This window comes from Neptunomonas antarctica, assembly GCF_001305295.1.
GTDB classification, from domain to species: Bacteria; Pseudomonadota; Gammaproteobacteria; order Pseudomonadales; family Balneatricaceae; genus Neptunomonas; species Neptunomonas antarctica.
Genome location: NZ_LJSI01000026.1, coordinates 144117 through 170241, shown reverse-complemented (window position 1 = coordinate 170241; position 26125 = coordinate 144117). Strand labels below are relative to the sequence as shown.

General features: G+C 45.5%; 24 protein-coding genes and 1 pseudogene. 12 read left to right on the top strand and 13 right to left on the bottom strand.

The genetic code is table 11. The annotated features are described in order from the left end of the window. Nucleotides 1-338 precede the first annotated feature (338 nt). From Nant_RS05625 to Nant_RS05615, 3 genes and pseudogenes are all read left to right on the top strand, one after another. Nucleotides 339-2555, top strand: a pseudogene (locus tag Nant_RS05625) (acyl-CoA dehydrogenase); the annotation flags it as partial. A 242-nt stretch (nucleotides 2556-2797) separates the two neighbouring features. Beyond that, entirely contained in the window at nucleotides 2798-3220 is a 423-nt protein-coding gene (locus tag Nant_RS05620) for an acyl-CoA thioesterase (RefSeq protein WP_054340655.1), read from the top strand. A 158-nt stretch (nucleotides 3221-3378) separates the two neighbouring features. Beyond that, nucleotides 3379-3678 (top strand): hypothetical protein, encoded by a 300-nt coding sequence (locus Nant_RS05615; protein ID WP_054340654.1) that lies wholly within the window; start codon nucleotides 3379-3381, stop codon nucleotides 3676-3678. Nucleotide 3679: 1 nt separating this feature from the next. Here Nant_RS05615 and Nant_RS05610 read toward each other — a convergent pair whose 3' ends face one another. From Nant_RS05610 to Nant_RS05555, 12 genes are all read right to left on the bottom strand, one after another. Next, nucleotides 3680-4345 carry a hypothetical protein gene (locus Nant_RS05610; RefSeq protein ID WP_054340653.1) on the bottom strand — a complete coding sequence of 222 codons (666 nt, stop codon included), beginning with the start codon at nucleotides 4343-4345 and terminating at the stop codon, nucleotides 3680-3682. A gap of 72 nt (nucleotides 4346-4417) precedes the next feature. After that, complete coding sequence (gene pstB / locus Nant_RS05605; protein ID WP_076495991.1) at nucleotides 4418-5245, bottom strand: phosphate ABC transporter ATP-binding protein PstB; 828 nt, start codon at nucleotides 5243-5245, stop codon at nucleotides 4418-4420. A 15-nt stretch (nucleotides 5246-5260) separates the two neighbouring features. Continuing rightward, nucleotides 5261-6157: a phosphate ABC transporter permease PstA gene (pstA, locus tag Nant_RS05600; RefSeq protein ID WP_054340652.1), complete on the bottom strand. Its 897-nt coding sequence runs from the start codon at nucleotides 6155-6157 to the stop codon at nucleotides 5261-5263. Next, nucleotides 6154-7131, bottom strand: coding sequence for a phosphate ABC transporter permease subunit PstC (gene pstC / locus Nant_RS05595; protein ID WP_054340651.1), 978 nt, complete (start codon nucleotides 7129-7131; stop codon nucleotides 6154-6156). Before pstC ends, pstA begins: the two co-directional genes overlap by 4 nt. Before the next feature lie 96 nt (nucleotides 7132-7227). Next, the gene (gene pstS / locus Nant_RS05590; protein WP_054340692.1) at nucleotides 7228-8292 is read right to left on the bottom strand and encodes a phosphate ABC transporter substrate-binding protein PstS; all 1065 of its coding nucleotides are present in this window, start codon (nucleotides 8290-8292) and stop codon (nucleotides 7228-7230) included. A 187-nt stretch (nucleotides 8293-8479) separates the two neighbouring features. After that, entirely contained in the window at nucleotides 8480-9184 is a 705-nt protein-coding gene (locus Nant_RS05585) for an HNH endonuclease family protein (protein WP_202904949.1), read from the bottom strand. A 520-nt stretch (nucleotides 9185-9704) separates the two neighbouring features. After that, nucleotides 9705-10544 (bottom strand): class III extradiol dioxygenase family protein, encoded by an 840-nt coding sequence (locus Nant_RS05580; RefSeq protein WP_054340650.1) that lies wholly within the window; start codon nucleotides 10542-10544, stop codon nucleotides 9705-9707. A gap of 2 nt (nucleotides 10545-10546) precedes the next feature. Continuing rightward, nucleotides 10547-10900, bottom strand: a complete 354-nt coding sequence (locus Nant_RS05575) for a protocatechuate 4,5-dioxygenase subunit alpha (protein WP_054340649.1) — start codon at nucleotides 10898-10900, stop codon at nucleotides 10547-10549. A gap of 11 nt (nucleotides 10901-10911) precedes the next feature. After that, the gene (locus Nant_RS05570; RefSeq protein WP_054340648.1) at nucleotides 10912-11781 is read right to left on the bottom strand and encodes an amidohydrolase family protein; all 870 of its coding nucleotides are present in this window, start codon (nucleotides 11779-11781) and stop codon (nucleotides 10912-10914) included. A 50-nt stretch (nucleotides 11782-11831) separates the two neighbouring features. Then, a complete protein-coding gene (locus Nant_RS05565; protein WP_054340647.1) occupies nucleotides 11832-12887 on the bottom strand; it encodes a 4-oxalomesaconate tautomerase in 1056 nt (351 codons plus the stop codon). Beyond that, complete coding sequence (locus tag Nant_RS05560; RefSeq protein ID WP_054340646.1) at nucleotides 12880-13557, bottom strand: 4-carboxy-4-hydroxy-2-oxoadipate aldolase/oxaloacetate decarboxylase; 678 nt, start codon at nucleotides 13555-13557, stop codon at nucleotides 12880-12882. Before Nant_RS05560 ends, Nant_RS05565 begins: the two co-directional genes overlap by 8 nt. 17 nt (nucleotides 13558-13574) lie before the next feature. Beyond that, on the bottom strand, nucleotides 13575-14591 hold the full coding sequence (locus Nant_RS05555) for an amidohydrolase family protein (RefSeq protein ID WP_054340645.1): 1017 nt from the start codon (nucleotides 14589-14591) through the stop codon (nucleotides 13575-13577). 172 nt (nucleotides 14592-14763) lie between these two features. Here Nant_RS05555 and Nant_RS05550 point away from each other — a divergent pair, with 172 nt between their 5' ends. From Nant_RS05550 to Nant_RS05520, 7 genes are all read left to right on the top strand, one after another. Further along, nucleotides 14764-15987: a LysR family transcriptional regulator gene (locus Nant_RS05550; RefSeq protein WP_054340644.1), complete on the top strand. Its 1224-nt coding sequence runs from the start codon at nucleotides 14764-14766 to the stop codon at nucleotides 15985-15987. 137 nt (nucleotides 15988-16124) lie between these two features. Continuing rightward, the gene (locus Nant_RS05545) at nucleotides 16125-17084 is read left to right on the top strand and encodes a Gfo/Idh/MocA family oxidoreductase (RefSeq protein WP_054340690.1); all 960 of its coding nucleotides are present in this window, start codon (nucleotides 16125-16127) and stop codon (nucleotides 17082-17084) included. A gap of 20 nt (nucleotides 17085-17104) precedes the next feature. Continuing rightward, on the top strand, nucleotides 17105-18097 hold the full coding sequence (locus Nant_RS05540; protein WP_054340643.1) for an aldo/keto reductase: 993 nt from the start codon (nucleotides 17105-17107) through the stop codon (nucleotides 18095-18097). 115 nt (nucleotides 18098-18212) lie between these two features. Then, entirely contained in the window at nucleotides 18213-19235 is a 1023-nt protein-coding gene (locus Nant_RS05535; RefSeq protein ID WP_054340642.1) for a TRAP transporter substrate-binding protein, read from the top strand. A 133-nt stretch (nucleotides 19236-19368) separates the two neighbouring features. Continuing rightward, complete coding sequence (locus Nant_RS05530; RefSeq protein WP_054340641.1) at nucleotides 19369-19884, top strand: TRAP transporter small permease subunit; 516 nt, start codon at nucleotides 19369-19371, stop codon at nucleotides 19882-19884. Next, entirely contained in the window at nucleotides 19881-21167 is a 1287-nt protein-coding gene (locus tag Nant_RS05525) for a TRAP transporter large permease (RefSeq protein WP_054340640.1), read from the top strand. The genes Nant_RS05530 and Nant_RS05525 overlap by 4 nt, the downstream gene beginning before the upstream one ends. 12 nt (nucleotides 21168-21179) lie before the next feature. Then, nucleotides 21180-21590, top strand: coding sequence for a bacteriohemerythrin (locus tag Nant_RS05520; RefSeq protein WP_054340639.1), 411 nt, complete (start codon nucleotides 21180-21182; stop codon nucleotides 21588-21590). 335 nt (nucleotides 21591-21925) lie between these two features. Here Nant_RS05520 and Nant_RS05515 read toward each other — a convergent pair whose 3' ends face one another. After that, the gene (locus Nant_RS05515; RefSeq protein WP_054340638.1) at nucleotides 21926-23491 is read right to left on the bottom strand and encodes an autotransporter domain-containing protein; all 1566 of its coding nucleotides are present in this window, start codon (nucleotides 23489-23491) and stop codon (nucleotides 21926-21928) included. 93 nt (nucleotides 23492-23584) lie between these two features. On the opposite strand from Nant_RS05515, the gene Nant_RS05510 reads away from it, so the two are divergent. Together Nant_RS05510 and Nant_RS05505 are read left to right on the top strand one after the other, a co-directional pair. Next, the gene (locus Nant_RS05510) at nucleotides 23585-24577 is read left to right on the top strand and encodes a hypothetical protein (protein WP_054340637.1); all 993 of its coding nucleotides are present in this window, start codon (nucleotides 23585-23587) and stop codon (nucleotides 24575-24577) included. A gap of 492 nt (nucleotides 24578-25069) precedes the next feature. Then, on the top strand, nucleotides 25070-25981 hold the full coding sequence (locus tag Nant_RS05505; RefSeq protein WP_054340636.1) for a helix-turn-helix domain-containing protein: 912 nt from the start codon (nucleotides 25070-25072) through the stop codon (nucleotides 25979-25981). Nucleotides 25982-26125 lie beyond the last annotated feature (144 nt).

Below are 26125 nucleotides of genomic sequence, written 5' to 3'. Positions count from 1 at the left end.
GCTCAATTTTTCCAAGCGATAACGGTCATTCCTATCGGTGCCTGTCGCTTCTGTTTTTTAACTGCTTTTCCACCCCTGTTGGCTTGCTTTAAGACATCCAGACGCATTTGTCCTTCGCTCTTGGCATCTGATCGACGCGCACAATGCTCGATGATGGCCACTAAACGCTGCCAGGGAATCAGTTTCTCTATATGACCAGGAAAAAGGTGAGTTGGTGGTCCATCGACTTATCCCTGAAGAGCTATGAAGTGTATTAGCTCGCAGTGCCGGACTTAATCGCACGTTCCCTTGTCAGTGCCCTCAAGTAGGGAGTACATTTATTTAAAGTCCTTCCAGAAAAGGTCATGACTATGAATAGCTGGCGTCAACGTTGGATCAGTGCACCACTCTTACGGCGGCTCAGGAAAATACTGCCGCCGATATCAGATACCGAGCGCGAGGCGCTGGAGGCGGGTGATGTTTGGTGGGATGCTGAAATTCTGTCCGGCAAGCCTGACTGGTCATCGTTTCTGGCGTTAGACGCGCCGGTCTTTTCTGCCGAAGAACAGGCCTTTTTGGAGGGTCCCGTAGCAGAGCTATGCAGCATGATCGACGATTGGGCCATCACGGCCGAACAGCGCTGTATTCCCGAAGCTATCTGGCAATTCTTAAAAGAGAAGCGCTTTTTTGGGATGATTATTCCCAAACAATACGGTGGTCTGGAGTTCTCTGCTTACGCACATTCCGAAGTCGTTATGCGGATTTCCACTCGCAGTATTGCCGTAGCGGTTACCGTGATGGTCCCCAATTCTCTGGGTCCCGGCGAGCTGTTAATGGAGTTTGGTACCCCCGCGCAAAAAGATCACTATTTACCCCGCCTGGCCGATGGTCGTGAAATTCCCTGTTTTGGGCTGACCAGTCCCGAAGCTGGCTCCGATGCTGCGGCAATGATTGATCGCGGTGACGTGTGCTATCAAGAGCACAACGGTGAGCGTGTATTGGGCATCAAACTAAACTGGCACAAACGCTACATTACACTCGGGCCCGTGGCGACTTTGTTGGGCCTGGCGTTTAAACTCTACGATCCAGATCACCTGATAAGTGACCGGGAAGAGTGGGGCATTACCGCCGCGTTAGTGCCTACTGATCTTGAGGGCATTAATATCGGCAGGCGCCACTATCCTGCTATGCAGGCTTTTCAGAATGGACCTAATTGGGGTAAAGACGTCTTCATTTCCATGGATCAGGTGATTGGTGGCCAGGATGGCATCGGGCAGGGCTGGAAAATGCTGATGACCGCATTGGCGGCAGGACGCAGTATTTCACTACCGTCACTCAGCGTGGGTGGCGCGATATTGGCGGCAAGAACCACCGGTGCCTACGCTCGGATTCGTGAACAGTTTGGTATTCCAGTGGGTAAGTTCGAAGGGGTGCAGCAGTGTCTCGCACAGATTGCAGCGACGGCATATGTGCTGGATGCTGCACGGAAAACCACGATGGGCGTGCTGCAAACAGGTAAGGTGCCGGTGGTTATTTCGGCCATATTGAAATCTCAGGCCACCTATCGACTGCGTAACACTATTAATGACGCGATGGATGTACACGGAGGTAAAACAGTATGCGATGGACCCGCTAATTATTTGGCAAATATGTACCGTTCGATTCCCGTCGCGATTACGGTGGAGGGGGCCAATATTTTAACGCGTAACCTGATTATTTTCGGTCAGGGAGCTATTCGCTGCCACCCGTTTTTGTTACAGGAAATGCAAGTCGCTGAACAAGCCGATGAAGCGGAGGCCGTGAAGCAGTTTGATGAACTGTTGTTTAAACATCTTCGTTTTCAGTGTGCGACCTTAGGTAGGGCGGTGCTGCATACCTGGACATTGGGCCGGTTCGCCAGTGCGCCGCCCAATGCGGGAAGCCTTGCTTGCCATTATCGAACCTTGAGTCGCTATTCGGCAGTGTTGACTCTGGTGACAGAAATCGCATTGGTTTCACTGGGTGGCGCATTAAAACGCAAAGAGCTGATTTCGGCGCGCCTGGGTGATGTATTGGGTGAGTTGTATTTGCTCAGCTGTGCATTAAAGCGTTTCAACGATGAAGACTGTCCTGAAGAGAGCCGCCCTCTATTAGACTGGTGCATGCATACCGGTATCAATACCATAAGACAACGTCTGGCTGAAGTTATGGCTAACTTTCCGATTCGGCCGTTGGGCTGGTTGATGCGTTTGCTAGTGCTGCCTTTTGGTGCGGGTCATACGCCACCTTCAGATAGACTGACTCGTCAATGCGCGGAGTTGTTACTGTCGGATTCGCTAACCCGCCGCCGATTGACCGATGCGGTGTTTACCGGTAACCCCGGGGATGGAATTGATCGTATCGAGCAGGCATTCATAGCGGTTATTAATACTGAAACTCTGCGCAAAAAGTTGAGTGACAAGCAAACCGTAGAGGAGGCGCTGTCAGCACAGGTGATCACCCCTGCCGAGGCGCAGCTCCTGAATAAGGCCAAGAAAGCTGTGGCCCAGGCTGTCGCAGTGGATGATTTTGATGCGGACCTGAAGTCATTAAAATAGCAGCATGACAATCGTACTGAACTTACCAGTGTCCTGATTTTGCTTGTTTCTCTGATACGGTACGCTACGTTATACTAAGGGCTAGTATGCAAGATCGGCGTTGGGCCACTCATTGCGCTAACGTGTTTGCGTTCAATTCAATCAATCCCAATTGAAATCAGTATTAAGAATGTCGTCAGGTCCTCTATTGTTACGTGGTCGTCTTCATTATTAGTATTTCAGTAGAATTTAAGGTGAAATTTATGTCTAGCGAAGAAACCCGGGGTCGTTTAACGACGCGCACCATCGCAATGCCTGCGGATACCAACCCTTCAGGTGATATCTTTGGTGGTTGGGTGTTGTCACAGATGGATATGGCAGCGGGTATCTGTGCCGGACAACGGGCGCAGAGTCGTGTGGTTACAGTGGCGTTGGATAGTATGAGCTTTATTCGTCCTGTTAAAGTGGGTGATATTTTAGGTGTTTACACTGATATTACTTCGGTGGGGCGTACGTCCATGAATGTACACGTTGAAGCATGGGCCAGACGGGGACGAATTGGTACGCGCGAAAAGGTAACAGAAGCGACATTTAAGTTTGTTGCTATTGATGATAATGGCAATCCGATTGCCGTGCCTGATAAAGAAGATCTACCCGCCTATGCGTTGGAAGGTTACTCTATCTGAGCGGATAATTAAATTCAGGAGTAAGAAAGCACACTTTCATGAGTGTGCCCCATAAGGAACGTACTTAATCTCACCCTAAATGATGAAATAGTGGTGATTTTTCCAGCGAATGGTATTTGGAGCTTTAGTCGTTCACTTACAGTCTTGAGGTAGCTTGAATGAGCCAGAAAAAACCTGAAAAAATAACGGTTGAATTAACTCCGTTAGAAAAAATAGAATCGCTTTATGCTGAAATAGTAAACTGGTATGGCGAAGCAGATAAAAAAGAACAACGTGCTGCCGCTAAATTACTCATGGTTAGTCTGGATAAATTTGCGATGTACGAGGGCAATAATTGGCATCAATTAGTCATGGAATATGTCGATATTATAAAAAATGATCCTGAACGCTTTCAAAAAATATTGCTAGCTAACCGTGGTGAATTAAAAACTAAAAAAGCGTCAGATAGGCTCCACTAAGCTACTTATTTAACAAGAATTTTTTCGTGTCTTCACTTTTGAGCAGTTTGGCGAACTTGCGTGTTTCTTTCGGTAAATGAATAAACTCATCTATGAGTGTTTTTTTATGACGTTTTTTGGTTAACTCTGCAGGTTCAAAAAAATGTCTGGCATTTTCATACGAAAGGACAAAGGGGGAGAGGCCCTCTTTCATAAGTAAATAACTCATGATTAATGATCCTGTTCTGTGGTTACCTTCTAAAAACAGTTGTGGCTGACTTAATATATGGGTGAATATGCCGGCTGTTTTTTTCCAAATGTTAGTGTTTTTATTAAACGCTAACCATTCCATTAATTGGCCAATTCCAGCATTCTTGGTGTCGTAAAAATGTTTTTTTGTTGCCTTGAATTGTGATTTATCTTCTTCAACTGAAATATCTGAATGATAATATAACACGATATGGTTAAGTTCTAAGATGAGTTCAGAGTTACCCATTTTAAATAGATCCGTACCATTGAGCAGATGTTCATTTATTTTGGAATAACCTGCGATCAGATTATTAATGACCTCATCGGATGGCGGTTTCCGCTGGACGCTTAATGTTGCATTAATTTTGCTGAAGTTTTTCTGTGTATCGACAAGGCATGATCTGATTTCATCAATATTTAGTTGTAATATTTTAGCCATCAAATCATGCCGTGTGTTACAGGTTTATAAATTTTAGCGTTAGTAAAAGCTAATCTATTGAAATTATAGAAATTAACTAAACTCACCTCTAATATATTGCTGTGTCAATTTTTGCTGTGGATCTTCAAAAATCTTATGAGTATCGTCCATTTCAACGAGATAACCGGTACGGCCACCCTTAGAAATATCCACACCTAAGAAAGCGGTAACATCGGCAACACGTGTAGCCTGTTGCATATTGTGTGTTACTAAGGCCACACTATAGTGCTCTTTCAATTCAACCATTAGTTCTTCAACCTGGCGTGTAGCGATGGGATCAAGCGCTGAACAGGGCTCATCCATTAATAACACATCAGGTTCAGTTGCAATTGCTCTGGCAATACAAAGGCGTTGTTGTTGGCCACCCGATAAAGATAGACCGCTGTTTTTAAGTTTATCTTTTACGTCATCCCAAATAGCGGCTCTTTTAAGTGCTTTCACCACCATTTCTTCTTCATCACCTTTATAGCCATTGAGTCTCAGGCCAAAAGCCACATTATCGTAAATGCTCATGGAGAAGGGGTTAGGTAATTGGAACACCATACCAATGTATCTTCTGACAACCACCGGATCGATCTTTTTTCCGTAAATATCATTACTGTGATATTGAATGCTGCCGTCAAAACGGAATGAATCAATTAAGTCATTCATACGGTTCATACTTCTTAATACCGTACTTTTTCCACAGCCAGATGGGCCAATAAATCCCGTTACTTTATTCTTTTCAATGGGAATATGAGAGTCCCTGACCGCTCTGAAATCACCGTAGTAAATATTATTTACCTGGCAGTCTAAAACGACGGGGCCTTTCGGCTCATATTTTTTAGCAATAAACTCACCCGTATCGGATAGCGAAGTCATAATGTATTACCTCAATTATTCTTTAAATTTTGAACGGCCGACAAGGCGTGCAAGTATGTTGAAGAGCAGGACTAGTACAACCAGTACTAATGATGCAGACCAGGCGAGTTCAATCTGATTATCAAATGGCATTCCTGAGAAGTTGTAAATCAGGATCGAGAGTGACGCAGTTGGCTCAGCTAACTCAGCCATATAGTAGTTACTAAACAAGGCGGTAAACAGCAATGGAGCAGACTCTCCGGCAGCACCGGCAACGGCCAGAATAACACCGGTTAAAATGCCGGGTAAACCGGTGGGTAAGACCACCTTCATAATGACTTGCGTGCGCGTGCAACCCATGCCAAAAGCAGCATCTTTCATACGTTGAGGCACTTGTTTCATGGCTTCTTCGGCGGCTAATGTCACGGTTGGCAACATTAAGACGGCTAATGCGACACCACCGGCCCATGCTGAGTAGGTTCCTGTGGTAATAACGATGACACCGTAAACAAAGATACCGGCTAAAATAGAAGGAAAACCAGTCAGCACCTTAGCTAAAAATCGAGAAACAGTAGCCACCTTACTATTAGGATCGAGGATAGCTAAATGTAGCGCGGCCATAATGCCAAAAGGAATGCTGATGAGTGAGGCAATGCCCACCATCACTAATGTTCCGATAATCGCATTACCAAAACCACCGCCCATTTCAAAGCCAGCGGGGGGGATTTCGGTTAATGCTGCAAAATCTATACGTGCACCGCCTTCAATAATCAGCATAGAAATAACTGAGAATAGGGGGATACTCGCCATAATAGCGATTCCCCATACCATAATGGTTAGGAATATATTCTTGAATTCTCGAATATCAAGCGAATTTTTCTCTAGTGAAGGGTACTGAATCACTGGGGCTGATGATTGGATTATTTCGCTCATTTTTTACCCTCGAATTTACGCATCGTGTATTGCTGAATGGCTAAACCGGCGACGTTAACAATAAAGGTGATGACAAGTAGTACCAATGCCGCATACATCAAGGCTTGTACTTCTATGTCGCCTGCTTCAGGGAAGGTTGATGCCAGCAGAGAGGCTAAGGTATTAGCGGGTGAAAATAGCGAGAAGCTGATGTTGTTAACATTACCAATCAACATGGCAAGCGCCATTGTTTCACCTAACGCGCGGCCAAAACCCAGTACTAAACCTGCCAGAATACCGGACGAGGCGGTGGGTAGCATCACTTTAAGAATGACTTCCCATTTAGTGGCGCCCATACCGTACGCGGCTTCTTTAACCCTGTATGGGATACGTTTAAAGGCATCGACTGAAATAGCAGCGACCGTTGGTAAAATCATAATAGCGAGTACCAGTGCGGCAGGGGCTAAACCCGGACCACTTAACTCGGTACTAAATAATGGAACCCAGTCGAAAGTTTCATGCAACCATAATGCACCGGGTCTTAGTAATGGGATAAGTACATAAATACCCCATAGGCCATAGACCACAGAAGGAATAGCGGCTAATAATTCAATGGTGGTTCTGAATACAAGTTCTAATTTCGCATGGACAAAGCTTTGCGTTAAGAAGATAGCAATCCCAACACCGAAAACCCCACCAATAACCAGTGCGATTAATGCACTATAGAGTGTTCCCCAAATTTCAGGAAGCACACCAAACTCGCCTTTGTTCGCATCCCATGTTGTGCCCGTTATAAAGCCCAAACCATGAGTCTTGATTGCTGGCAGCGCTTCAGAGCCGATTTCAAAAACAATATAGACCACTAAAAGAATAATTGCTGAGGCACAAAAATAGGCAAAAGCCCTAAATACAATATCCTTCATATAATCATTAGCAGAAGGAGGCGCAGATAGTGTTCTCGCGCTACTGGCTTGCTTAAAAGGATCGTGAACCATTCGTAAACCTATTAATTGTACATCTAAATGTAAACATCAAAATGCCGTAGGTGCCCTGGAGCACTTACAGCATCAATTAATTTATTTTGAGAATAATTACTTAATCAGTTTTGAAGCGTTACGTACTTTCTCAACTACGTTTGCAGGTAATGGGATGTAACCCATTGCTTCAGCAGATTCTTGTCCTGTAGTAATCATGTACTCAATCAGGTTCTGCATTGCTTTCGCTTTTTCATCATCCTGGTCCTTGTATACAAGTAACCAGGTAAATGAAGCGATTGGGTAAGCGTCATCGCCTGCAGGGTCTGTTGCCCATGCACGTAAATCAGGAACATCACTACCCGGTAGGTTCGTCTCCGGGAATGTGGTTGTCGCTAATGCTGCTGCACCGGTTTCACTACCTGCGGCTACAAATTTACCTTTTTGGTTTTGCAGCATGGCGGTTGGCATTTTAGTCAGTTTTGCGAAACCATACTCGATGTAACCAATTGAACCTGGTGTTTGTTTGATAGTCGCGGTTACACCGTCATTTTTAGGTGCTTTAACGAGGGTACCAGTGGTCGGCCAGTTAGGAGACTTAGCTGCGCCAACGGCTTCTTTAAATTCTGGGCTAATGGCAGATAAGTGATTTGTATAGACATAACTCGTACCACTGGAATCTGAACGAACAACGACGGTGATTTTTGAATCAGGTAAGTCAACACCCGGGTTAGCAGCAGCAATTTTCGGGTCATTCCACTCAGTGATTTTCCCCATGAAAATTGCAGGGTATACATCACGTGGAAGCTTAAGCTCTTGAACACCTTCAAGGTTGTAAGAAAGAACAACTTCACCGGCAGTGACGGGTAAAAGGATTGCACCTTTTTTAACGAGAGCAATTTCTTTATCTTTCATAGCCGCATCACTTGCAGCAAAATCTACTGTTTCATTAATAAAATCGCGAATACCCGCACCACTACCCTTAGATTGGTAGTCAACACGAACACCGTCAGTCATTTTGCTAAAGTCTTTGAACCATTTACCGTAAATAGGCGCAGGGAAGCTAGCTCCGGAACCATTTAATTTCAGGTCCGCATGAGCGGTAGACGCAGACATCGCACCTATGAGCGTTAGCGCGCTAATTAGAACAACTGATTTTGTGCTTTTTGCCAATAATTTCATAAATATACCTGATCGCAACAAAGTTAATGCAAAGCATGCTAGCGGATCTATATTGGTTTTTGATGACACTAATGTGTCTCTTTTATGACAAAGGTATAGCGGCTTAAATAAAGCGGTAAGATTGATGGTTAACAGCATTGCCTGTGGCCGGTCGTTGATCAGGAGAAGGATGTGATTGCTAATACCTTTATACACATGCTTTCTGCCGAACTGCCTTAAACCTTGCTGTTTCAGATGATGATAATTTCAGTCCATAGGACTTTTGAATACGTAAAAATCTCACTACGTATTGGCATTGATTCGTTGGTGGCAGCCACTGATCCAAAGCCTTTGCTCCTTTTTGTCGATTCAGGCTTGCTTCAACACTAATAAGATTCACTCCGTCGTTAGCAAATTTTTCTCGTTGTGGCTGTGGCCAACTATTTGCACCATGATCCCACGCCCATTTAAGCGGGACTACATGATCAATGTCTATTTTTCCAGGGTCGTGGATCACCAGGCTGGTGAAGGGTGATATCCATCGGCCTGCCATAACCCTGCACCCGCGCCCCGTCTTGAATCGTAGCTGCCCCGTCGATTGCGCTATCAAAGCTTCCTGCCTTGAGTCCTGACAGTCTCTGTCATTATCAGCCCAACCATGACCAAACTGATCACGACTGTAGGAGCGTGTGTTGCCTGTGTGTTGTTTAGGTGTAGTGGTCTCTGCCTTCTTCGATAATCGGCCACCTGAATGTAAACACGCTTCTAGTGTGCTGAATGGTTTGTAGCTTTTGGTGCGTTCGTAATAAGGACTTTCAGGGGAATGGCAGATGCCTGATGACGATTGTTTAACGGTTGCGTATAGGGGGGAAGCGATGATCATGGCCAGCAAAGCAGTCAATGCTCTTTTCACAATAAGATACCCTTTATTAAATTTAAGCGGTGCAGGGTACCAGAAGCCGTAAAGATTGCGCGCACTCGTTATGGATGCGTTACAACTATCGGTATTTAAAGGAAAATGAGTCTAAATAGTGGAGTGCTGTTCGCACTTCAGGCTTTTCGTATGACTCTGGTTTGGGCGATGAAATTAACGTATCAGTACCATCCGGATAGCAGTACTTAAATCAGTGGACGAAACACCATGCGTTGTGAGGCTATTGCATACAAAAATCACACTGGCTGATATTGCTTATGACGCAGGTTTTTGCTGACCAGACACATCGTTATTAGCATGAACAGGCTTGTTGGCGGGATAAGTCCTAACCGCACCGCACCATAGTCTACGAGTATCAATAAAGAAATCGGTGAGGTGATTCAAATAATTGAGGTCATGCTATTGAGGTCATGGTTAAGAATAGAGACTGCAATTCCATTGCCGTTGAGAAGTATGCCGCCCTAAGGGATGTAATCCTGTGAGGCGGCGATGTTGGCTTTTAGTTATTTTCCAATAACATGGTGCCTGCACCGGTGTTCGAAATAGGTATATGGTAGTTTCTGTGAAGCTCGGTTACCTTGCCGCTCAAAACACCGCGCATGCCCATCCACATATTCAGTTCAGGGCCTTGTGCTCCGGCTTGTTCAACCAGATCGCGAACGCTGTACTGGAACAGTTCTTCTGGCTGGTTAACGATCTTATCCATACACATCAGGTCGAAAGGCTTGTTAATAAAACCAGCACGTTGGCCGTCCAGCTGGTGGGATAATCCACCCGTACCAAAGACTACAACATTCAGATCTTTATCGAAGGATTCGATTGCTTTGGCAATAGAACGGCCCAGATTAAAGCAGCGTTTCAATGAAGGCATCGGATGCTGTTCACAGTTTATACAAACGGGAATCACTTTGATGTGACCGTATGTATTGCCAGGCCACATCAGCTGCAAAGGCACAGTCAGGCCGTGATCGACCTTCATTTCCTGGCAAATAGTGATATCAAACTCATCTTCTACCAACGTGTTACAGATATGCCATGATAGCTCTGTTTCACCCGTTACTGGCGGTATTGTCGCGATTCCCCAACCTTCGTCAGCACTAATATACTGTGGTGCAACACCGATACTGAAGGTCGGCTTTTTATTTAGAAAAAACTCAAGGCCATGATCGTTATAAAACAACACGACAACATCGGGTTTTTTCTCGCCTAACCATTTACGAATCGGAGGATAGCCATCAAAGAAAGGTTTCCAGTAAGGCGTTTCCTCAATGTTCAGAGAAATAGCTCTACCAATAGCAGGAATGTGGGATGTGGTGATACCGCCTATAATCTTTGCCATTTTTATTCTCCTGCCTTAACCAGCATTGCTTTAAAATCTTCGACACTCATGCCAGTTTGAATGGCGCCGACATCTTGCATGTTTAAACCTAAGATGCCGGTAAATTTAGCTAAAAAGTAGATGTTGCCACCTGCTTCCAGTAAGCCAATTACATCACGGTTTTTGATGGCTTGTTTTTGCACATCGGACAGTCCGAATTTATCGCAATACGCCATTTCGTCTTTCAGAAATTCTTCACGTGCTTGCTTATCGTTGAAGGTGTAGCACATCTTATTCAGGTTATACCCCTTAGACGCCATTTTCCCATCGAAAAAATAGGTGCCAGGAATTGGGGTTGGATTATCCAGATAGGACATTGTAACTCTCCTTACGACCAGTACAGTCTCGTTGGATTGTCGACCAGCAGCGCTTGTTGCAGTTCAGCTGTTGGGGCGATTTCAGGGATAACATCAACCAATTGTCCATCGTCAGGTACATGGGATGTCATGTTCGGGTGTGGCCAGTCTGTTCCCCAAAGAACGCGGTCCGGGAATTTCTCAACCAACATACGCATGTAAGGAACAACATCACTGTAATCCGGTGCTTGCTGTGTCAGACGCTCCGGGCAACTTACTTTTGTCCAGATGTTTGTGTTTTCAGCGAGCAGATTAACAAAGCGCTGGAAATCTTCATGCTCAACGCCTTTGGTTACATCAGGGCGTCCCATGTGATCGACAACAATGACGGTATCCAGTTGTTTCAGGAACGGGATCAGATCGGCCAGATCGGGTGCTTCGAAATAGACAACAATGTGCCATCCCAGTTTTTTGATTCTGGCGGCAATGTTCAGAAATACTTCCCTTGGTGTTGAATCGACCAGACGTTTCACAAAGTTAAAGCGCACACCGCGTACACCGGCTTCGTGCATCCGGGCTAATTCTTCATCGGTGATATAAGGATCAACCACCGCAACACCGCGCGCCAGGTCACCGGCAGTGCGCAGGGCATCAAGCAGTGCTGCGTTATCGGTACCGTGACAAGACGCCTGAACGATAACGTTACGAGAAAAGCCTAAATGGTCACGCAAGGCAAAAAGTTGTTCTTTAGAGGCATCACAAGGTGTGTATTTACGCTTTGGATGGTACGGAAATTTATCCGCAGGACCAAATACGTGACAATGTGCATCCACAGCGCCAGCGGGTGCTTTGAAGGCTGGCTTGCTTGGGTTCGGGTGGAAAGGTAGGTAATCTGCGTCCATTTTTATTCCTCAAATTCTTATTATGCGAAGACTGCTTAGGCAAAGACTGCTTAGGCAAAGACTTCGCCATCAAACAGCTTGCGCGCCGTTCTTAAAATAGCGGCGTTGTCGGCATTGCCTTCGCTGTTTATATCTAAAATAACCGTCATTTCACCGATAGGGTGTTCAACCGCTAATACCTTGCGCGAACCTTCTGGAATGTTAGCCAGGGTGTATGCCGGTGAACCGGGCAAGATGCAGGCCGTGGCAACACTGACCGCGCCCAATACGCCAATAGAGGCATGGCAACGATGCGGTATAAAGGTACGTGTCGAGATGCAACCACCGTGGGTGGGTGCACTCACCATGGTCATCTTGGGGACCGATTTGTTAGTCACATCACCCAGGTTCATCATGGGGCCTGCTTGTAATCGAATCGATTCGAGTTTGGCTTTTAATAGCTCATTCTGTTCCAGCATCTCACGACTTTCTGTACCGGTAATACCCATGTCTGCTGCATTGATGACGATGACAGGCATGCCGTTGTCGATACAGGTCACTGCAATGCCATCAATAATATCGAACTGGTTGCCTGTCGGCAGTAACGCGCCACAACTGGAACCCGCTGTATCTGAAAAAGTCACAGGAATAGCGCTGGCCGTGCCTGCAACGCCATCAATCCGGGCGTCGCCTTCGTACGTCACTTTACGGCCAGGCGTCGGCACCTGTTCAATGGCAATTTGCGCCGTATTTTCCATAAAGATGATAACCGTTGTTTCACCTTCTGCGGCGGTAACCAGCCCGCGTTCTATCGCGAATGGGCCTACACCGGCTAAAATATTACCGCAGTTTTGCGCATCAGTAACAATCGCCTGATCGACAAATACCTGTAAAAAAAGGTAATCGACATCAACGCCTTCCCGATCAGATTTGCGCACCACGGCCACCTTCGATGTCAGTGGGTCTGCGCCACCAATACCGTCTATCTGGCGGGGATCCGGAGATCCCATGATGCGCAATAAAAATGCATCTCGTTCTGTCGTGTCAGTGGGTAGGTCGTCTGCCAGAAAGTAAGCACCTTTCGATGTGCCGGCTCGCATCCACATACAACGCGCCGACTTAGACATATTTGAGGCCTTTCTCTTCAAGACGAGCACGCATGTTGTAGATATCCAACCCCAACTCGCCATTGGCCATACGAACCCGTTTGTCTTCTTCACGCGCTTCGCGGGCCTGCGCTTCTGCGAGAACTTCTTCAGCTTCTTTGCGGCGCACGACAACCACACCATCATCATCTGCGATGATGATATCACCCGGATTAATGATCGCATTCGCGCAAGCCATAGGAATGTTGACTGAGCCGAGGGTTTCTTTAATAGTTCCCTGAGAGAAAATATGCTTAGCCCAAACAGGAAAATTCATTTGACGCAGGTCGCGGGTGTCACGAACGCCGGCATCAATGATGAGACCGACAACGCCGCGAGACTGAGCAGACGTCGCGAGAAGGTCACCAAAGAAACCAAAATTTGAAGGAGACGTGGGTGCAAACACCATGATGTCGCCTTCTTTACATTGCTCGATAGCAACGTGCATCATCCAGTTGTCCCCGGCCGCACCAGAGATAGTGATGGCAGAGCCTGCGATAGTGACATCCTGTTGAATAGGGTGTAAGTGGTCTGCCAGCAAACCGCGACGACCTTGTGCCTCATGAATTGTGGCAACACCACATTTACCTAAGGCCGCAATAACGTCAGGATCGGCCCGCTCGATATTTTGCACTACAACATTTTTCTGCATCGGGAATCTCCTTTTTATTATTCTACGATCTTCAAACGGCTAAATACCCGGCGGGCATTGCCTTCAAAAATCATCTTTTTTTGTTCTGCATTTAAAAGCGTGTTGTTATCGATATAACGCTTAGTGTCATCAAAGTAGTGGCCGGTTTCCGGGTCGATACCCCTGACGGCACCGATCATCTCAGATGCAAACAGAATATTTTCGGTAGGGACGATATCCAGCAGCAGATCAATGCCTTTCTGGTGATAAACACAGGTATCAAAATAGATGTTTTTGAGTGCAGAGACTTCCAGTGGCTCATAGCCCTGATCCTGCATCAAACCGCGGAAGCGTCCCCAATGGTAAGGCACAGCGCCGCCACCGTGAGGAATGATTATTTTCAATTCAGGAAAGTCTTTGAAAACATCGGACATGATCAGTTGCTGAAAACCGGTGGTGTCGGCGCCCAGATAGTGGGATCCGGTCGTATGGAAGCAATCATTACATGACGCGCTCACATGGATCATGGCCGGAACATCCAGTTCACACATTTTTTCATACAGCGGGTAGAAAGATTTATCGCCCAGAGGCGCATCCTGCCAATGCCCGCCGGAGGGGTCAGGGTTAAGGTTACAACCTATAAAGCCCATCTCTTCGACGGTACGTACGAGTTCTGCAACGGACTTTGCCGGATCAACACCGGGAGACTGTGGTAGCTGAGCGACCGGTGCAAAGTTTTTAGGGAAAAGATCGCAGACCCTTTTAATCAGGTCATTCTGATGTTCGGTCCAATACTGGCTGGTGTATTGATTGCCAATATGGTGTCCCATCCAGCTCGCGCGGGGTGAGAAGATAGTCAGGTCGGTGCCGCGTTCCTGTTGCAAACGCAACTGGTTCGTCACAATACTTTCAATGATCTCATCGTCGCTGACAATAACTTTACCTTTTTCGCCTTTATAAGAGGGATCTTTAGCGATGTCGGCTTTTTGCTGATCCCGGTATGTACCCACGCCTGGTGGAGTGGTGGTGTAGTGTCCATGGCAATCGATAATCATTTTCAGTCCTCTATATAGTCTTTCTTGTCCATACAGCCCCGGTGACGGTGCTACCGGATAATTATCTACAGTATTGAGTTATTTTGGGGGAGATGGCTATTCAGTTTTTAAAGTATTGGTATTAGTTTTTGAGATAGGATATGTTTTTCCGAGGTCTCAGGAGAGTAGTCGAATGGCGTTTGAAGTCCCGAATATTAGGCATCTTAGAGTTTTTCTCGAGGTTGTTCAGTGTAAGAGTATTAGTAAGGCCTCAGCGAAGGTGTTTCTTTCGCAACCCGCGATCACTCAGGCGATAGTGAAACTGGAAACCGCTTTGGGTACGGTTTTATTTCAGCGGCGCAGTGATGGCATGTTTGTCAGTGAGTCAGGAGAACTGTTTGCTTCCAGGGTGCAGCGGGCACTCGATATGGTTCTGGACGGCTTGCAGGGAGCAGTGCGGTTGGGTAACAGTAAAGGGCAACCCGGTCATCTGTTACAGCAACTAACCACCACTCAGTTACGCGCCCTGATCGCGGTGACTGAAGCACAGAATTTCAGTATAGCGGGGCGAAATTTAGGGATTTCTCAGTCATCTATACATCGTGCAGCCAGAGAATTGGAAGGGCTATTGGATGTAGTTCTGTTCGAAAAGACCAGTATCGGTATCAGCTCAACTAAAGCCGCCCGGGCGCTGGCGAAGGCTTGCAAGCTGGCGTTCTCTGAAATTAATCAGGGCCGGGATGAAGTGGATGCATGGCATAACCGTGAGGTGGGGCAGTTGGTGATCGGCAGTATGCCATTGGCACGAACCTCCTTGTTGCCTAAAGCGATCATTGGATTTTCAGAACAGTTTCCCGATTTTCGTCTCAAAATTAATGATGGTCCCTACGATGATCTTCTTTATCATCTGCGCCACGGTGATCTTGATATGCTGCTGGGCGCGTTGCGTTTTCCTGCACCTGCTGATGATGTTATGCAGCAGGAGCTGTTCTCTTCTCCGGTTGCGATAGTCGCTCGTCCCGACCATCCGCTGTATCAGATTGAGAATGTTGACCTGGAAACTTTACGAAAATATCCGTGGGTCGTACCCCATAGCGGGACTCCTACGCGGATGATCTTTGAGTCGCTGTTCTCTGACGCGGGCTTAGAGGCTCCCAAGCGGTTGGTTGAAAGTGGCTCGCAGGTATTGATCCGATCATTGTTGCTGGGCAGTGATCGGCTGACCATTATTTCTGAACATCAGATTCAACATGAACTATCTATGGGGATTTTAAAACCTGTTCCTTATGATCTTGTGCATGCCTGTCGTCCCATTGGAATTACCGTAAGAAAGAGTTGGAAGCCAACAAAGACGCAGCTTTCATTTGTTAATGGGTTGCGTTTGTCGAACCAGGTTACCGATACTGATGATCAATAAAAAATGACCTCTATGCAAAAAATGAATATCCATACCGGTTATTTAATTATCTTCGTCCAGATGCCAGTGATAGTTTCTAAAGAACAGATCGGCCTGTGCTTCAGGTCAGTTGCAAGATAAACGGAGTAAGCAGGATGATAAGAGTATGTATTGCAGGCGCTGCTGGCGCTTTTGGTATGAAGCACCTGGAAGCGATCAATGCGATCGACAATGCTGAAGTTGTATCGATCGTGGGTGGCTCTGATCTGGAAAAAATCAAAGCGTTTGCTGCTGAGCATAATATCCCTCATTACACGACGGATCTGGCTGAGAGCCTGGCGCGTGATGATGTGGATTGCGTTATTCTGGCGACTCCGACACAGGTGCATGCCGCTCAGGTGGTTCAGTGCCTTGAGGCGGGTAAGCATGTACAGACCGAGATCCCGATGGCCGATGATATTGAAGACGCTAAAAAAATTGTAGCGCTTCAGCAAAAGACCGGGCTGGTAGCGATGGCGGGGCATACCCGTCGCTTTAATCCGAGTCATCAGTGGATTCACAATAAGATACAGGCCGGTGAGCTTAACGTGCTGCAGATGGATGTTCAGACCTACTTCTTTCGCCGTACCAATACCAATGCAAAAGGTGAGGCCCGTTCATGGACTGATCACCTGTTGTGGCATCACGCTTGTCACACGGTAGACCTGTTTCAGTACCAGACCGGTGAAACCGCTTCGCAGGTTCAGGCGATGCAGGGCCCGATCCATCCGGACCTGGGTATTGCCCTGGATATGAGCATCGGTTTGAAAGTGCCAAATGGTGCGTTGTGTACTCTCTCTCTTTCTTTTAACAACGAGGGTCCTTTCGGTACTTTCTTTCGTTATATCTGTGATAAGGGTACGTATGTTGCCCGTTATGACGATCTTGAAGATGGTAAAGGTAATCCGATCGACCTGTCTGGCGTGGCGGTCTCTTTCAATGGTATCGAGTTGCAGGATCGCGAGTTTTTTGCGGCGATTAGTGAAGGCCGTGAACCGAATTCCAGCCTGTCCCAATGCTACCCGGCAATGGAAACACTGGATCGTCTGGAACAATGCCTGAACGCTGCTGACTCATAGCGGACTTAGCAGAGGTGACTATGACAACACGTAAATTTGGCTCGCTTGAATGTGCTCCGATCGGTCTGGGATGTATGAATTTGTCCCATGCCTATGGCGCGCCTCCTTCAGAGAAAGAGGCTGAGCAGGTGCTGCTTAAAGCGCTGGATCTTGGCTACAATATGTTCGATACAGCCGCTCTGTATGGCTTCGGTAATAACGAAATTCTGTTGGGCAAAGTGCTGAAGCAGCGTCGCAGCGAATTTGTGCTGGCCAGCAAGTGTGGCATGTTTAAAAACGCTGCCGGCGTACGTGAGATCAACGGTCGTCCTGAGGTAATTAAACAGACCTGTGAAGATAGTTTACGTCGTTTGCAAACTGATGTAATTGACCTCTACTACCTACACCGCTGGGATCGTAATGTCCCGATTGAAGAGAGCGTTGGTGCGCTTTCAGATCTGGTCGCCGAAGGTAAGATTCGTGATATCGGTTTATCAGAAGTTTCTGCAGATACATTACGTAAAGCCCATGCCGTTCATCCAATTGCGGCGGTGCAGACCGAATACTCCCTGTGGACCCGCAATCCTGAAATTGCGGTTCTGGATGCGTGTCGTGAGCTGGAGATAACGTTTGTTGCTTTTAGTCCGTTGGCACGTGGATTTCTGGCCGGTAAATTGCGCGATATTAATGTCCTGACTGAGAAGGATATTCGTCGTAGTATGCCGCGCTTTGACGCTGAAAATTATGCGCAAAATCTGCAGTTATTAGACCAAATTGAAAGGCTTGCACAACAGGAAAATTGTACGTTGGCTCAGTTGGCGCTGGCCTGGACGCTGGGGCAGGGGGAGCATGTTGTTGCGATTCCCGGGACCACGAATTTACGCCATCTTGAAGAGAACTTCAGTGCGGCTGAAATCACGCTGAGCGCTGACGCATACCGCCAGCTGGATCAGATTATAAATCAGAATACTGTCATTGGGTCCCGTTATAACGTGGCGACGCAGGCAGAAGTTGATACAGAAGAATTTGTCTGAGCTTTTTATAAGCACCTTTTATAAGAGTTTTTATAAGAGCCTTTATATAAGCGGATAAAAAAATTAAAATATAATTAAATCAATAGATTATAAAAATAAAATCAGGAGATCTCCTATGAAAAAGCCGATGCTTAAAGCAGCGCTAGCTCTGACTGTTGCAATGATGATTCAGGCTCCGGTTCAGGCAGCAGACTTTACACTGCGCCTGGCTCATTTTTTCCCGCCGGTCGCTGGTCAGCATAAGCATATCGCTCAAGCCTGGGCCGATAAAGTTACAGCCGAGTCCGGAGGCCGTATCGAAGTTGAAGTTTATCCGTCTTCGACTCTGGCGAAGCCGCCAGCCCAGTACGATGCTGTAAAAAATCGTATTGCAGATGTCACAATGACGGTGCAGGGTTATACGGCTAATCGCTTTCCTCTGACGCAGGTTGTAGAGCTGCCGGGTATTGTGAAAAATGCGGCACATGGCTCCTGTGTTATTCAGAGTTTGTATAATGAAGGCTTGATCAGTGATGAGTACAGCGATACTAAACCGCTGTTTCTGTTTACTCACGGACAGGGACATATTCATACCACTGAAAAGCTCATTAAAGAACCTACTGACTTCGAAGGCCTGCGTATTCGTCGTCCGACGGCGGTTGTGGCTAAATTGTTGGAAGGTCTGGGTGCTCAACCTGTCGGTATGCCAGCGCCTCAGGCTTATCAGTCTGTACAGCGGGGTGTCATTGATGGTGTTGCTTTGCCTTGGGAAGGCCAGATGATATTTCGTATCAATGATCTGACACCTAAGCACACTGAGGTGGGGGGGTTATATACGCTGTCATTCCTCGTCACTATGAATAAAGACGTATACAACAGTCTGCCTGAAGATCTGCAAAAGGTGATCGATAACAACTCGGGTTCTGAATGGTCACAGATTGCGGCCGGTGTCTTTGATGCTCAGGATATTCAGGGTCGTGCTCAGGCTGTATCTAAAGGCCATGAGATCTACACGGTAGAAGGTGGTATCAATAATCCAGCATGGAAACCAGTACTGGATAAAGCCTCTGAAGAGTATCTTGCCGAACTGGAAGCTAAAGGTCTGCCTGCACGTAAGGTGTATGCCCGCGCTCAGGAGCTGGCAGCTACCTGTCAGTAAAGTAACTGTTCTGGCCGAAGTCTGAATTGAATCTCAGGCTTGCGGTCTGACCCGGCAGGGTATGGTCTAACACTGAACTTTGTCGGGTGTCTGCTGATACCGGTATAGTCCTGCCTGCAAACTGGAGAGAATTATGAAGGTATTTAGCCGGTTTTTTGACCGCTTGTCCCATGGGATGCATGTGATCAGTGGCATAATCCTCGTTTCAATGATGTTTGTCACCCTTGCTGATGTACTTGCGCGATTGCTATTTGACGTGACCGATGGAGGTATTGATCTGACCTTTATTGGGGGTGTTGAGCTGATTAAATACGGCTTGTTAATGATGGTGCTGTTTGCCTTGCCTTATTCAATAGGCCGCTCCCAGGTAATTGTTGATCTGTTTACTGAAAAATTTTCGGCACGCATGAAAGCGGTCCTGGAAGGTACTTATATGCTGGGTTTTGTCGCGCTGGGTGGAGGCATGAGCTACCGCTTCATTCATGCAGTAGGACAATCGCAGATGACCGGTGAAACGACACAGGATTTGCTAATCCCGCTTTATTATCTCTACGCAGTCAGCGCATTTGCCACGGCTATGCTGTGTATTGCTGCACTGTTGATCTCTCTGCGTTGCTTGTTTTTCTGGAAGGGAGATAATATCTCATGAGTGCTCCTCTGATCGGTTTTATCTGCATACTGGGTATGCTGGGCATGATCGCGTTGCGCATGCCTGTTGCCTTGGCCATGGCGGCTACCGGCTTTATCGGTTTTACTTCCATTGTTGCGTTTCAGCCAGCGGTGGCGATTCTTGATAGTGGTCCTTTTGAAACACTGTCGAACTACAGCTTCAGCCCTATTCCTATGTTTATTCTGATGGGTGTGTTTGCCTCCAAAGCGCGAATGTCTCAGGAGCTGTTTGAAGGTGCCCGTACGTTGTTTGGTAGTTGGCGTGGTGGTATGGCACTGGCGGCAGTAACCTCTTGCGGTATTTTCTCCGCTATCTCTGGTTCGTCAATGGCAACGGCGGCCAGTATGTCCCGGGTGGCCTTGCCTGAGATGGAAAAGAACGGCTACGCTCAATCACTGGCCTCAGGTACGCTGGCTGCCGGTGGTACCCTGGGCATTATGATCCCTCCTTCTATTGCGCTGCTGTTGTATGCACTGATTACGGAGCAGTCCGTCGGTGAGATGTTCATTGCCGGTGTTATTCCGGGCCTTATGGGACTGGTGCTGTATTGCGCCACGATCGCCATCGTCGTTTGGCTGAATCCTGATCTGGCTCAGCCGGGTAAACCTACGTCTCTGACTGAAAAAATTGTCGGTCTGCAAGGGTTGGTACCTTTTACCGGTGTATTTGCTCTGATTATCGGCGGTATTTATACGGGTATCTTTACCCCGACAGAAGCGGCGTCGGTGGGTGCTTCAGGTACTTTCTTTATCGCTTTATTCCGGGGTATGAAGTTCCAGCAGTTTAAAGAGGCGGTAGAGGAAACCCTGTTTATGTCTGCGATGATCTTTTTCATGATTATTGGGGCAGAGATCTTTGGTTATTTTCTGTCGGTTTCCAGAATATCGTTTTCGTTGGTTGAGATTGTTGACAGCATGCAACTGACTCCTTATATGATTCTGTTTTGCGTACTGATGCTGTTCATAGTGCTAGGCTGTGTAATGGATAGTATTGCCATGTTGCTATTAACTGTGCCGGTGGTTTTCCCGTTGGTTCAGGCGGCAGGTTTTGATCCGATATGGTTCGGTATTGTTGCCGTTATTACGGTTGAGCTGGGTTTGATTACGCCACCGGTGGGCATGAACGTGTTTGTTATTAAGTCAGTGGCGCCGCATATTCCGATTAAAGAGATCTTTAAAGGTGTATTCCCGTTTGTATTGTCTGACATTGTACGTCTGGCGTTGATTATTATATTTCCGGCTCTGGCGCTTGGCTTGCTTTAAGGAGAATTAACTATGACAACCGTAAAGTGGACCAGTGATTTGAGCGTCGGTGATACCCGTATCGACGACGATCATAAGGGCCTGTTTCAGCTCGTTGATGACCTTAGTAATGCGAATATCAGCCATGATTATATCAATCTGATCCTTGATCGCCTGAAACGCTATACCATCGAGCATTTTAGTCGTGAAGAGGAGCACATGAGAAAAGTAGGCTTTCCTGGCTTGAAAGCACATCTGAAAGAACATGAAAACTTCAATGAATGGCTCGAAACTATCCGCTCAACCTATGCCCGCTTTCCTCAGAGTCCGTTTATTCTGGGTGATTCTGTGAATGAATATCTGCAGGGCTGGTTGAGACATCATATCCTGACCGAAGATATGAAGTACCGTGATTATATTTTGAGCCAGAAGCAGGATAGTTGAATTCGCGGTTGAGATATCTATTCACTAAAAGGGCCGCTCATGTGGCCCTTTTAGTGAATCGGATAGTCGGATAGAGAGAAAGCTTAACCGATACATCTATACAATCGGGCTCCGGTTATCGCGCGCACTGCGGTTAAATTCGTGTCGTTTGCAGCCTAATTTTGCCCGCCTTAACATGGATAGCATTATGACCGTAGAGTCTCAAGACCAAGAGCCCTTGCCCAGTCATCTAAATCCTTGAAAGTGAACGCTGAGCGAACGGAAGAGTATGGTAGGTATCGACCCCAAGCTGATATTTAGATTATAAATGCCTACAGGATCATTAAACCATTACCCTACAAGGGGATATTAATCCCGAAATTAAATGTATTTGAATGGTAGGAATTTGAGCCGGTTGAAGTAAGATACTCAAGGTTAACAAATACCCCTTGTGATGCCTTATATTTTAAACCTAGTCCAAGAGTTGCCATATCTTGAGGAGAGCTCGCTGATCTCAAATTATAAGTATTACCGGTTGCACTTGGATCGGAATACATCATATTCTGAGAAAAGCTACCTGAGGAATTATGACTATACGAAATTTTGACTGACGGGGTTAATGTCGCGGCTTTCAACTGAATATCATATAAAACATTCAAGCCTGTTGAGAGGGTTTCAGAATTGGTTTTAGATTTATCATAACTAAGCCCATATATGCTGTCTCCTGTATCGGTGTAGCTATCAAGCCTGATTGATGAGACATTTGCACTTAAATAGGGCTGAAATGTTATATCGTTAGCATAAATAAGATAGTTAAGGCCTACACTTGCAAACACAACATTGCCATTACGAGAACCTGATAACATTTGGCTATCGGTATTAGACCAGCGATCATTGTCAAATGACAGATCACCATAACCGATGAGCCCATCAATATACCAATTACTTATTGGTTGATAGCTACTGTAAAGAATGAGAGTCACTTGATGCGACTTTGTTTGACTACCAAAATCATCATTCTTAGTTTTATCAAAACCATATCCAACGGCTCCACCGAGAATAACAGCATTAGTTGCCAAATAATCGAGGCCGATCGTTATACCCTGAGAAGAAAATTTATTTTTTTGATTTTGTCTATCAAAAGAACCATAGTCTAAGCTGCCAGAAAACCACAAATTCATCAGCTTATTACTAAAAATATTGTCTTGAGTGGGAAGATAATTGTTCTCACTATTATCAGCTAGCAATATTGAATTACTTGTGCCGAAATCCGCAGGATAATTGTTGGAGGCATCTTGTTCTACAACGTTATAAAGCAGTGATGACAGGGCATTGAAGATAGGATTGCCGGCATTAAGACCGCTCTGGATATTCTCAACATTAAAACGCTGATGTAATGACAAAAAATGATCGTTAATATTATTTGTTTGCTGACTGGTAAAGCGTTGTGTACTGAACAACTGACCAGAAATTTGCCCGATGATAGTTGAGTTATTTGTCGGGTTGTCAAAAATGGTCGTTTCAGCAGGAACAAGGACTGTAACAAGGTGAAGAGTGGACTCTTTTTGAATATTATAATCTGATAGCGTTCTGCCATCCTCAAGGGTTTTTCCTGCGAAAATAAGTGACTGCTGGTCAGGTGAAATACCTTCCTTGTCTTGGATTTTTTGTTTAACATTTTCAATGCTGTCACTAGGTTCAACATCTAGGGTGATTGTTTTGCCTGTCAACGTTTTAACAAAAACCTGCATCGCATGAACGGATGGAGAAATGATAAATACCGCTAAAAACAACATCAATTTAGCGAGGTGTTTAATAAAAATATTGTGCTCTGACTTTACCGTTGAGACAAAAGTGATAGCCTGAGTTTCTGTTACTACTTTTAATTCAGCTTTTTTGTTATCATTTTTTAGAAAGAACATAAGGCTTACATTTCCAATACATTTGTTATCAGTAAAGCCATATATAACCTATAATTAGGCATTGAATAATGACGATGAAAGATGCTCTCTCCAATGAACTTCTCAGAAATCCTTGAAGAATTTAGAACTCTAGGCGGGACAGCGAATAATATCGAACTTCGCAAGGGCATTTATGGCCATGGAATATACCCTTTAGACGTGAATAAAGCTATAAAAATAGTGACGCCACCCGAGCTCTTGATATCACCAAATCTACTCTATTTAGATCGCAGTAATCAGCTTAAAGTAAAAGCCAAAACCGATCTGAACCCTAAACTGATTGATTTTTTTGAAAAATATCAACGCTTTTTTGGCTGGGGTAATGGTGCTATTACTGAGTTAGATGACTATCATAGAGAATTATGCCGCCTTCCCAAAATAATGCAGCAATATCTGGTGCTTTTTGGTTGGGATTATCCCGATTTTGACAAAAAAAAACCTAAAGATTATTTGAATGAGTATTTTATTAGTCGACAGATCCGCATAGAAAATGAGTCCAAAATCATGCCTATTATAGATCTCATAAATCATTCATCAGCTGGAATCGCCTATACAGCGGACAATGGCGTCAGTGTGGAAGGGATGTTTAAATCTGAAGTATTGACTCGTTATCATGGCAGCTTTGATGCATTTCATTTTTATAAAAACTATCGCATTGCCGTTCCATCCAATATCGTTTTATCTTGTGATGTAAAAATTAATGTACCTAATGTTGGTTCGATTAACATCAATCGATTTGACTCGATAGTCGATAAAGTCAGTGATGTAATTATTCCAAATATATTCAAAAAAGATGGCGAGATACGGATGTCATTTGTTCCGCTCGCTAACAAGAATAAAAATGCCCCGTCTAAGCAAATTTTTGTAGAGCAAATACAAAAATTTAATGTCCCTGAGTCAACTGCATACCAAATATTTGATGGTTTGATTGAACATAACAAACAAGCATTAACTAAGCTCCTCGATGAATGTATGAAGAGCAATAGTAAGATAGCGAGAGAATTACAAGTTATTGCACTAAACCAACTGGCATTGATAAGCGCTTAATATTTATTCCATACCTGAAACACTTACTACCATCACTACCGATACATATCGCTTAGCCAAAAAATTGATGCCCAATCATTCTTGATAGTAAAAAGATATTAGATTCAGTCAAAAGCATAAAGTTGCCGTTAAACGACTGACCGCTTTTGGCACGAACCTGCCAAACACTTGCTCGATTCTGAGCCATTTAGGTTGCTCATTCACTGAACCATAACCCAAAGCAGACGTGCTACCAAACCAACGCTAATATCAAATAAAGCAACATTTCGGTTGCTTTTGTCTTCCTGATTTTTCGGATGTCACTTATGCATACTTAGGGTGTAAATATCACATCGATTTTATTGAATCAGTCTATTTTATTCTGGCTTAATAGTTAGTGGATTTGTGTGCGCTCTATGAATGGATAGGACAGTTAAAAATGGATTTTCAGGACAAAGGATTGTACTTTTATAACACTCGATATCAAAAAATCGCGATGGTGTACTGAAAAGCATGAATAAAAATAACATTCAGCGAAAGGGCGAGGGGCTAATTTCCACCTATGCACTCTACAGTGAAGAGCCTTCTAGGGAAGATCCTGAGTTTATCCATATTGAAGATATCCGTACCCGGGCAGAACTCTTTGATTGGACAATCAATATCCATACTCATCCCAAAATGTTTCAGTTGGTTTATGTGCGCAAAGGTGGCGTCAGAATACATATCGACGGTCTTGAGCAGGAGGAGACGGCGCCTTGCCTGATCACGATTCCCCATGGGGTCGTCCATGGCTTCCAGTTTTATAAGGAAAATACTGAGGGGTCTGTGGTGACGGTGTCACAACTACTGGTTCAGGATGAGCAGTTTCAGCACCGGTTCCCTTTTAAAGATGAGCTATTGAGTAGGGCTCTGATCATACCCTTGTCAGAAAATGACCCGGATCAGCCGTTGATAGATCAGCAGTTTGCCAGCCTGAATCGGGAGTACCGCGATAACCAGATGGGCAAGGTCGTTATGTTTGAATGGTTATTGTACTCACTCTTGATTCGGATCGGTCGTAAGCTCCATTCCGCCTACAGTAGTAGTGAGTCGGGCTCACGCTATGAGCAGCGCTATAAAGAACTGTGTCAGTTAATAGAATTACATTATCGTGACCACTTACCGGCCAGTAATTATGCCGAGAGGCTGAACACTACAACGATGGGGCTTAGCCGTGCCTGTTCCGCTGTCGTCGGAAAAACGGTTGGCGAGTTGCTACAGGATCGATTAATACTGGAGGCACAACGCTTTCTGATCTATACCGCGGCACCTGCTTCACTGATCGCTTATGATCTGGGGTTTAAAGACCCGGCATATTTCTCTCGTTTCTTTAAAAAACGCGTGGGGCTTAGTCCTGGTGCTTTTCGCAGCCAACGGGATACCTGATTACGCGCCTGAAGTCCTTTACAGGATAGGCTGCTTATCTCTCCTTTATCTCCAATACTGTTAGAAAAGTACAATCCATAGTTGGATTAGTCTATTCAATAATTTTCTCGTTTGCCTGAATATTGACATAAATAATTCAGGGCA

Excerpts from the sequence above, each read along its gene's own strand:
- Nant_RS05560 (WP_054340646.1), bottom strand. The coding sequence starts at position 13,557 with ATGCAGAAAAATGTTGTAGTGCAAAATATCGAGCGGGCCGATCCTGAC.
- Nant_RS05530 (WP_054340641.1), top strand. The coding sequence starts at position 19,369 with ATGAAGGTATTTAGCCGGTTTTTTGACCGCTTGTCCCATGGGATGCAT.
- Nant_RS05525 (WP_054340640.1), top strand. The coding sequence starts at position 19,881 with ATGAGTGCTCCTCTGATCGGTTTTATCTGCATACTGGGTATGCTGGGC.
- Nant_RS05620 (WP_054340655.1), top strand. The coding sequence starts at position 2,798 with ATGTCTAGCGAAGAAACCCGGGGTCGTTTAACGACGCGCACCATCGCA.
- pstC (WP_054340651.1), bottom strand. The coding sequence starts at position 7,131 with ATGGTTCACGATCCTTTTAAGCAAGCCAGTAGCGCGAGAACACTATCT.
- pstA (WP_054340652.1), bottom strand. The coding sequence starts at position 6,157 with ATGAGCGAAATAATCCAATCATCAGCCCCAGTGATTCAGTACCCTTCA.
- Nant_RS05565 (WP_054340647.1), bottom strand. The coding sequence starts at position 12,887 with ATGTCTAAGTCGGCGCGTTGTATGTGGATGCGAGCCGGCACATCGAAA.
- Nant_RS05615 (WP_054340654.1), top strand. The coding sequence starts at position 3,379 with ATGAGCCAGAAAAAACCTGAAAAAATAACGGTTGAATTAACTCCGTTA.
- Nant_RS05540 (WP_054340643.1), top strand. The coding sequence starts at position 17,105 with ATGACAACACGTAAATTTGGCTCGCTTGAATGTGCTCCGATCGGTCTG.
- Nant_RS05555 (WP_054340645.1), bottom strand. The coding sequence starts at position 14,591 with ATGATTATCGATTGCCATGGACACTACACCACCACTCCACCAGGCGTG.
- Nant_RS05535 (WP_054340642.1), top strand. The coding sequence starts at position 18,213 with ATGAAAAAGCCGATGCTTAAAGCAGCGCTAGCTCTGACTGTTGCAATG.
- Nant_RS05550 (WP_054340644.1), top strand. The coding sequence starts at position 14,764 with ATGGCGTTTGAAGTCCCGAATATTAGGCATCTTAGAGTTTTTCTCGAG.
- Nant_RS05575 (WP_054340649.1), bottom strand. The coding sequence starts at position 10,900 with ATGTCCTATCTGGATAATCCAACCCCAATTCCTGGCACCTATTTTTTC.
- Nant_RS05510 (WP_054340637.1), top strand. The coding sequence starts at position 23,585 with ATGAACTTCTCAGAAATCCTTGAAGAATTTAGAACTCTAGGCGGGACA.
- Nant_RS05580 (WP_054340650.1), bottom strand. The coding sequence starts at position 10,544 with ATGGCAAAGATTATAGGCGGTATCACCACATCCCACATTCCTGCTATT.
- Nant_RS05520 (WP_054340639.1), top strand. The coding sequence starts at position 21,180 with ATGACAACCGTAAAGTGGACCAGTGATTTGAGCGTCGGTGATACCCGT.
- pstB (WP_076495991.1), bottom strand. The coding sequence starts at position 5,245 with ATGACTTCGCTATCCGATACGGGTGAGTTTATTGCTAAAAAATATGAG.
- Nant_RS05505 (WP_054340636.1), top strand. The coding sequence starts at position 25,070 with ATGAATAAAAATAACATTCAGCGAAAGGGCGAGGGGCTAATTTCCACC.
- Nant_RS05610 (WP_054340653.1), bottom strand. The coding sequence starts at position 4,345 with ATGGCTAAAATATTACAACTAAATATTGATGAAATCAGATCATGCCTT.
- pstS (WP_054340692.1), bottom strand. The coding sequence starts at position 8,292 with ATGAAATTATTGGCAAAAAGCACAAAATCAGTTGTTCTAATTAGCGCG.
- Nant_RS05570 (WP_054340648.1), bottom strand. The coding sequence starts at position 11,781 with ATGGACGCAGATTACCTACCTTTCCACCCGAACCCAAGCAAGCCAGCC.
- Nant_RS05515 (WP_054340638.1), bottom strand. The coding sequence starts at position 23,491 with ATGTTCTTTCTAAAAAATGATAACAAAAAAGCTGAATTAAAAGTAGTA.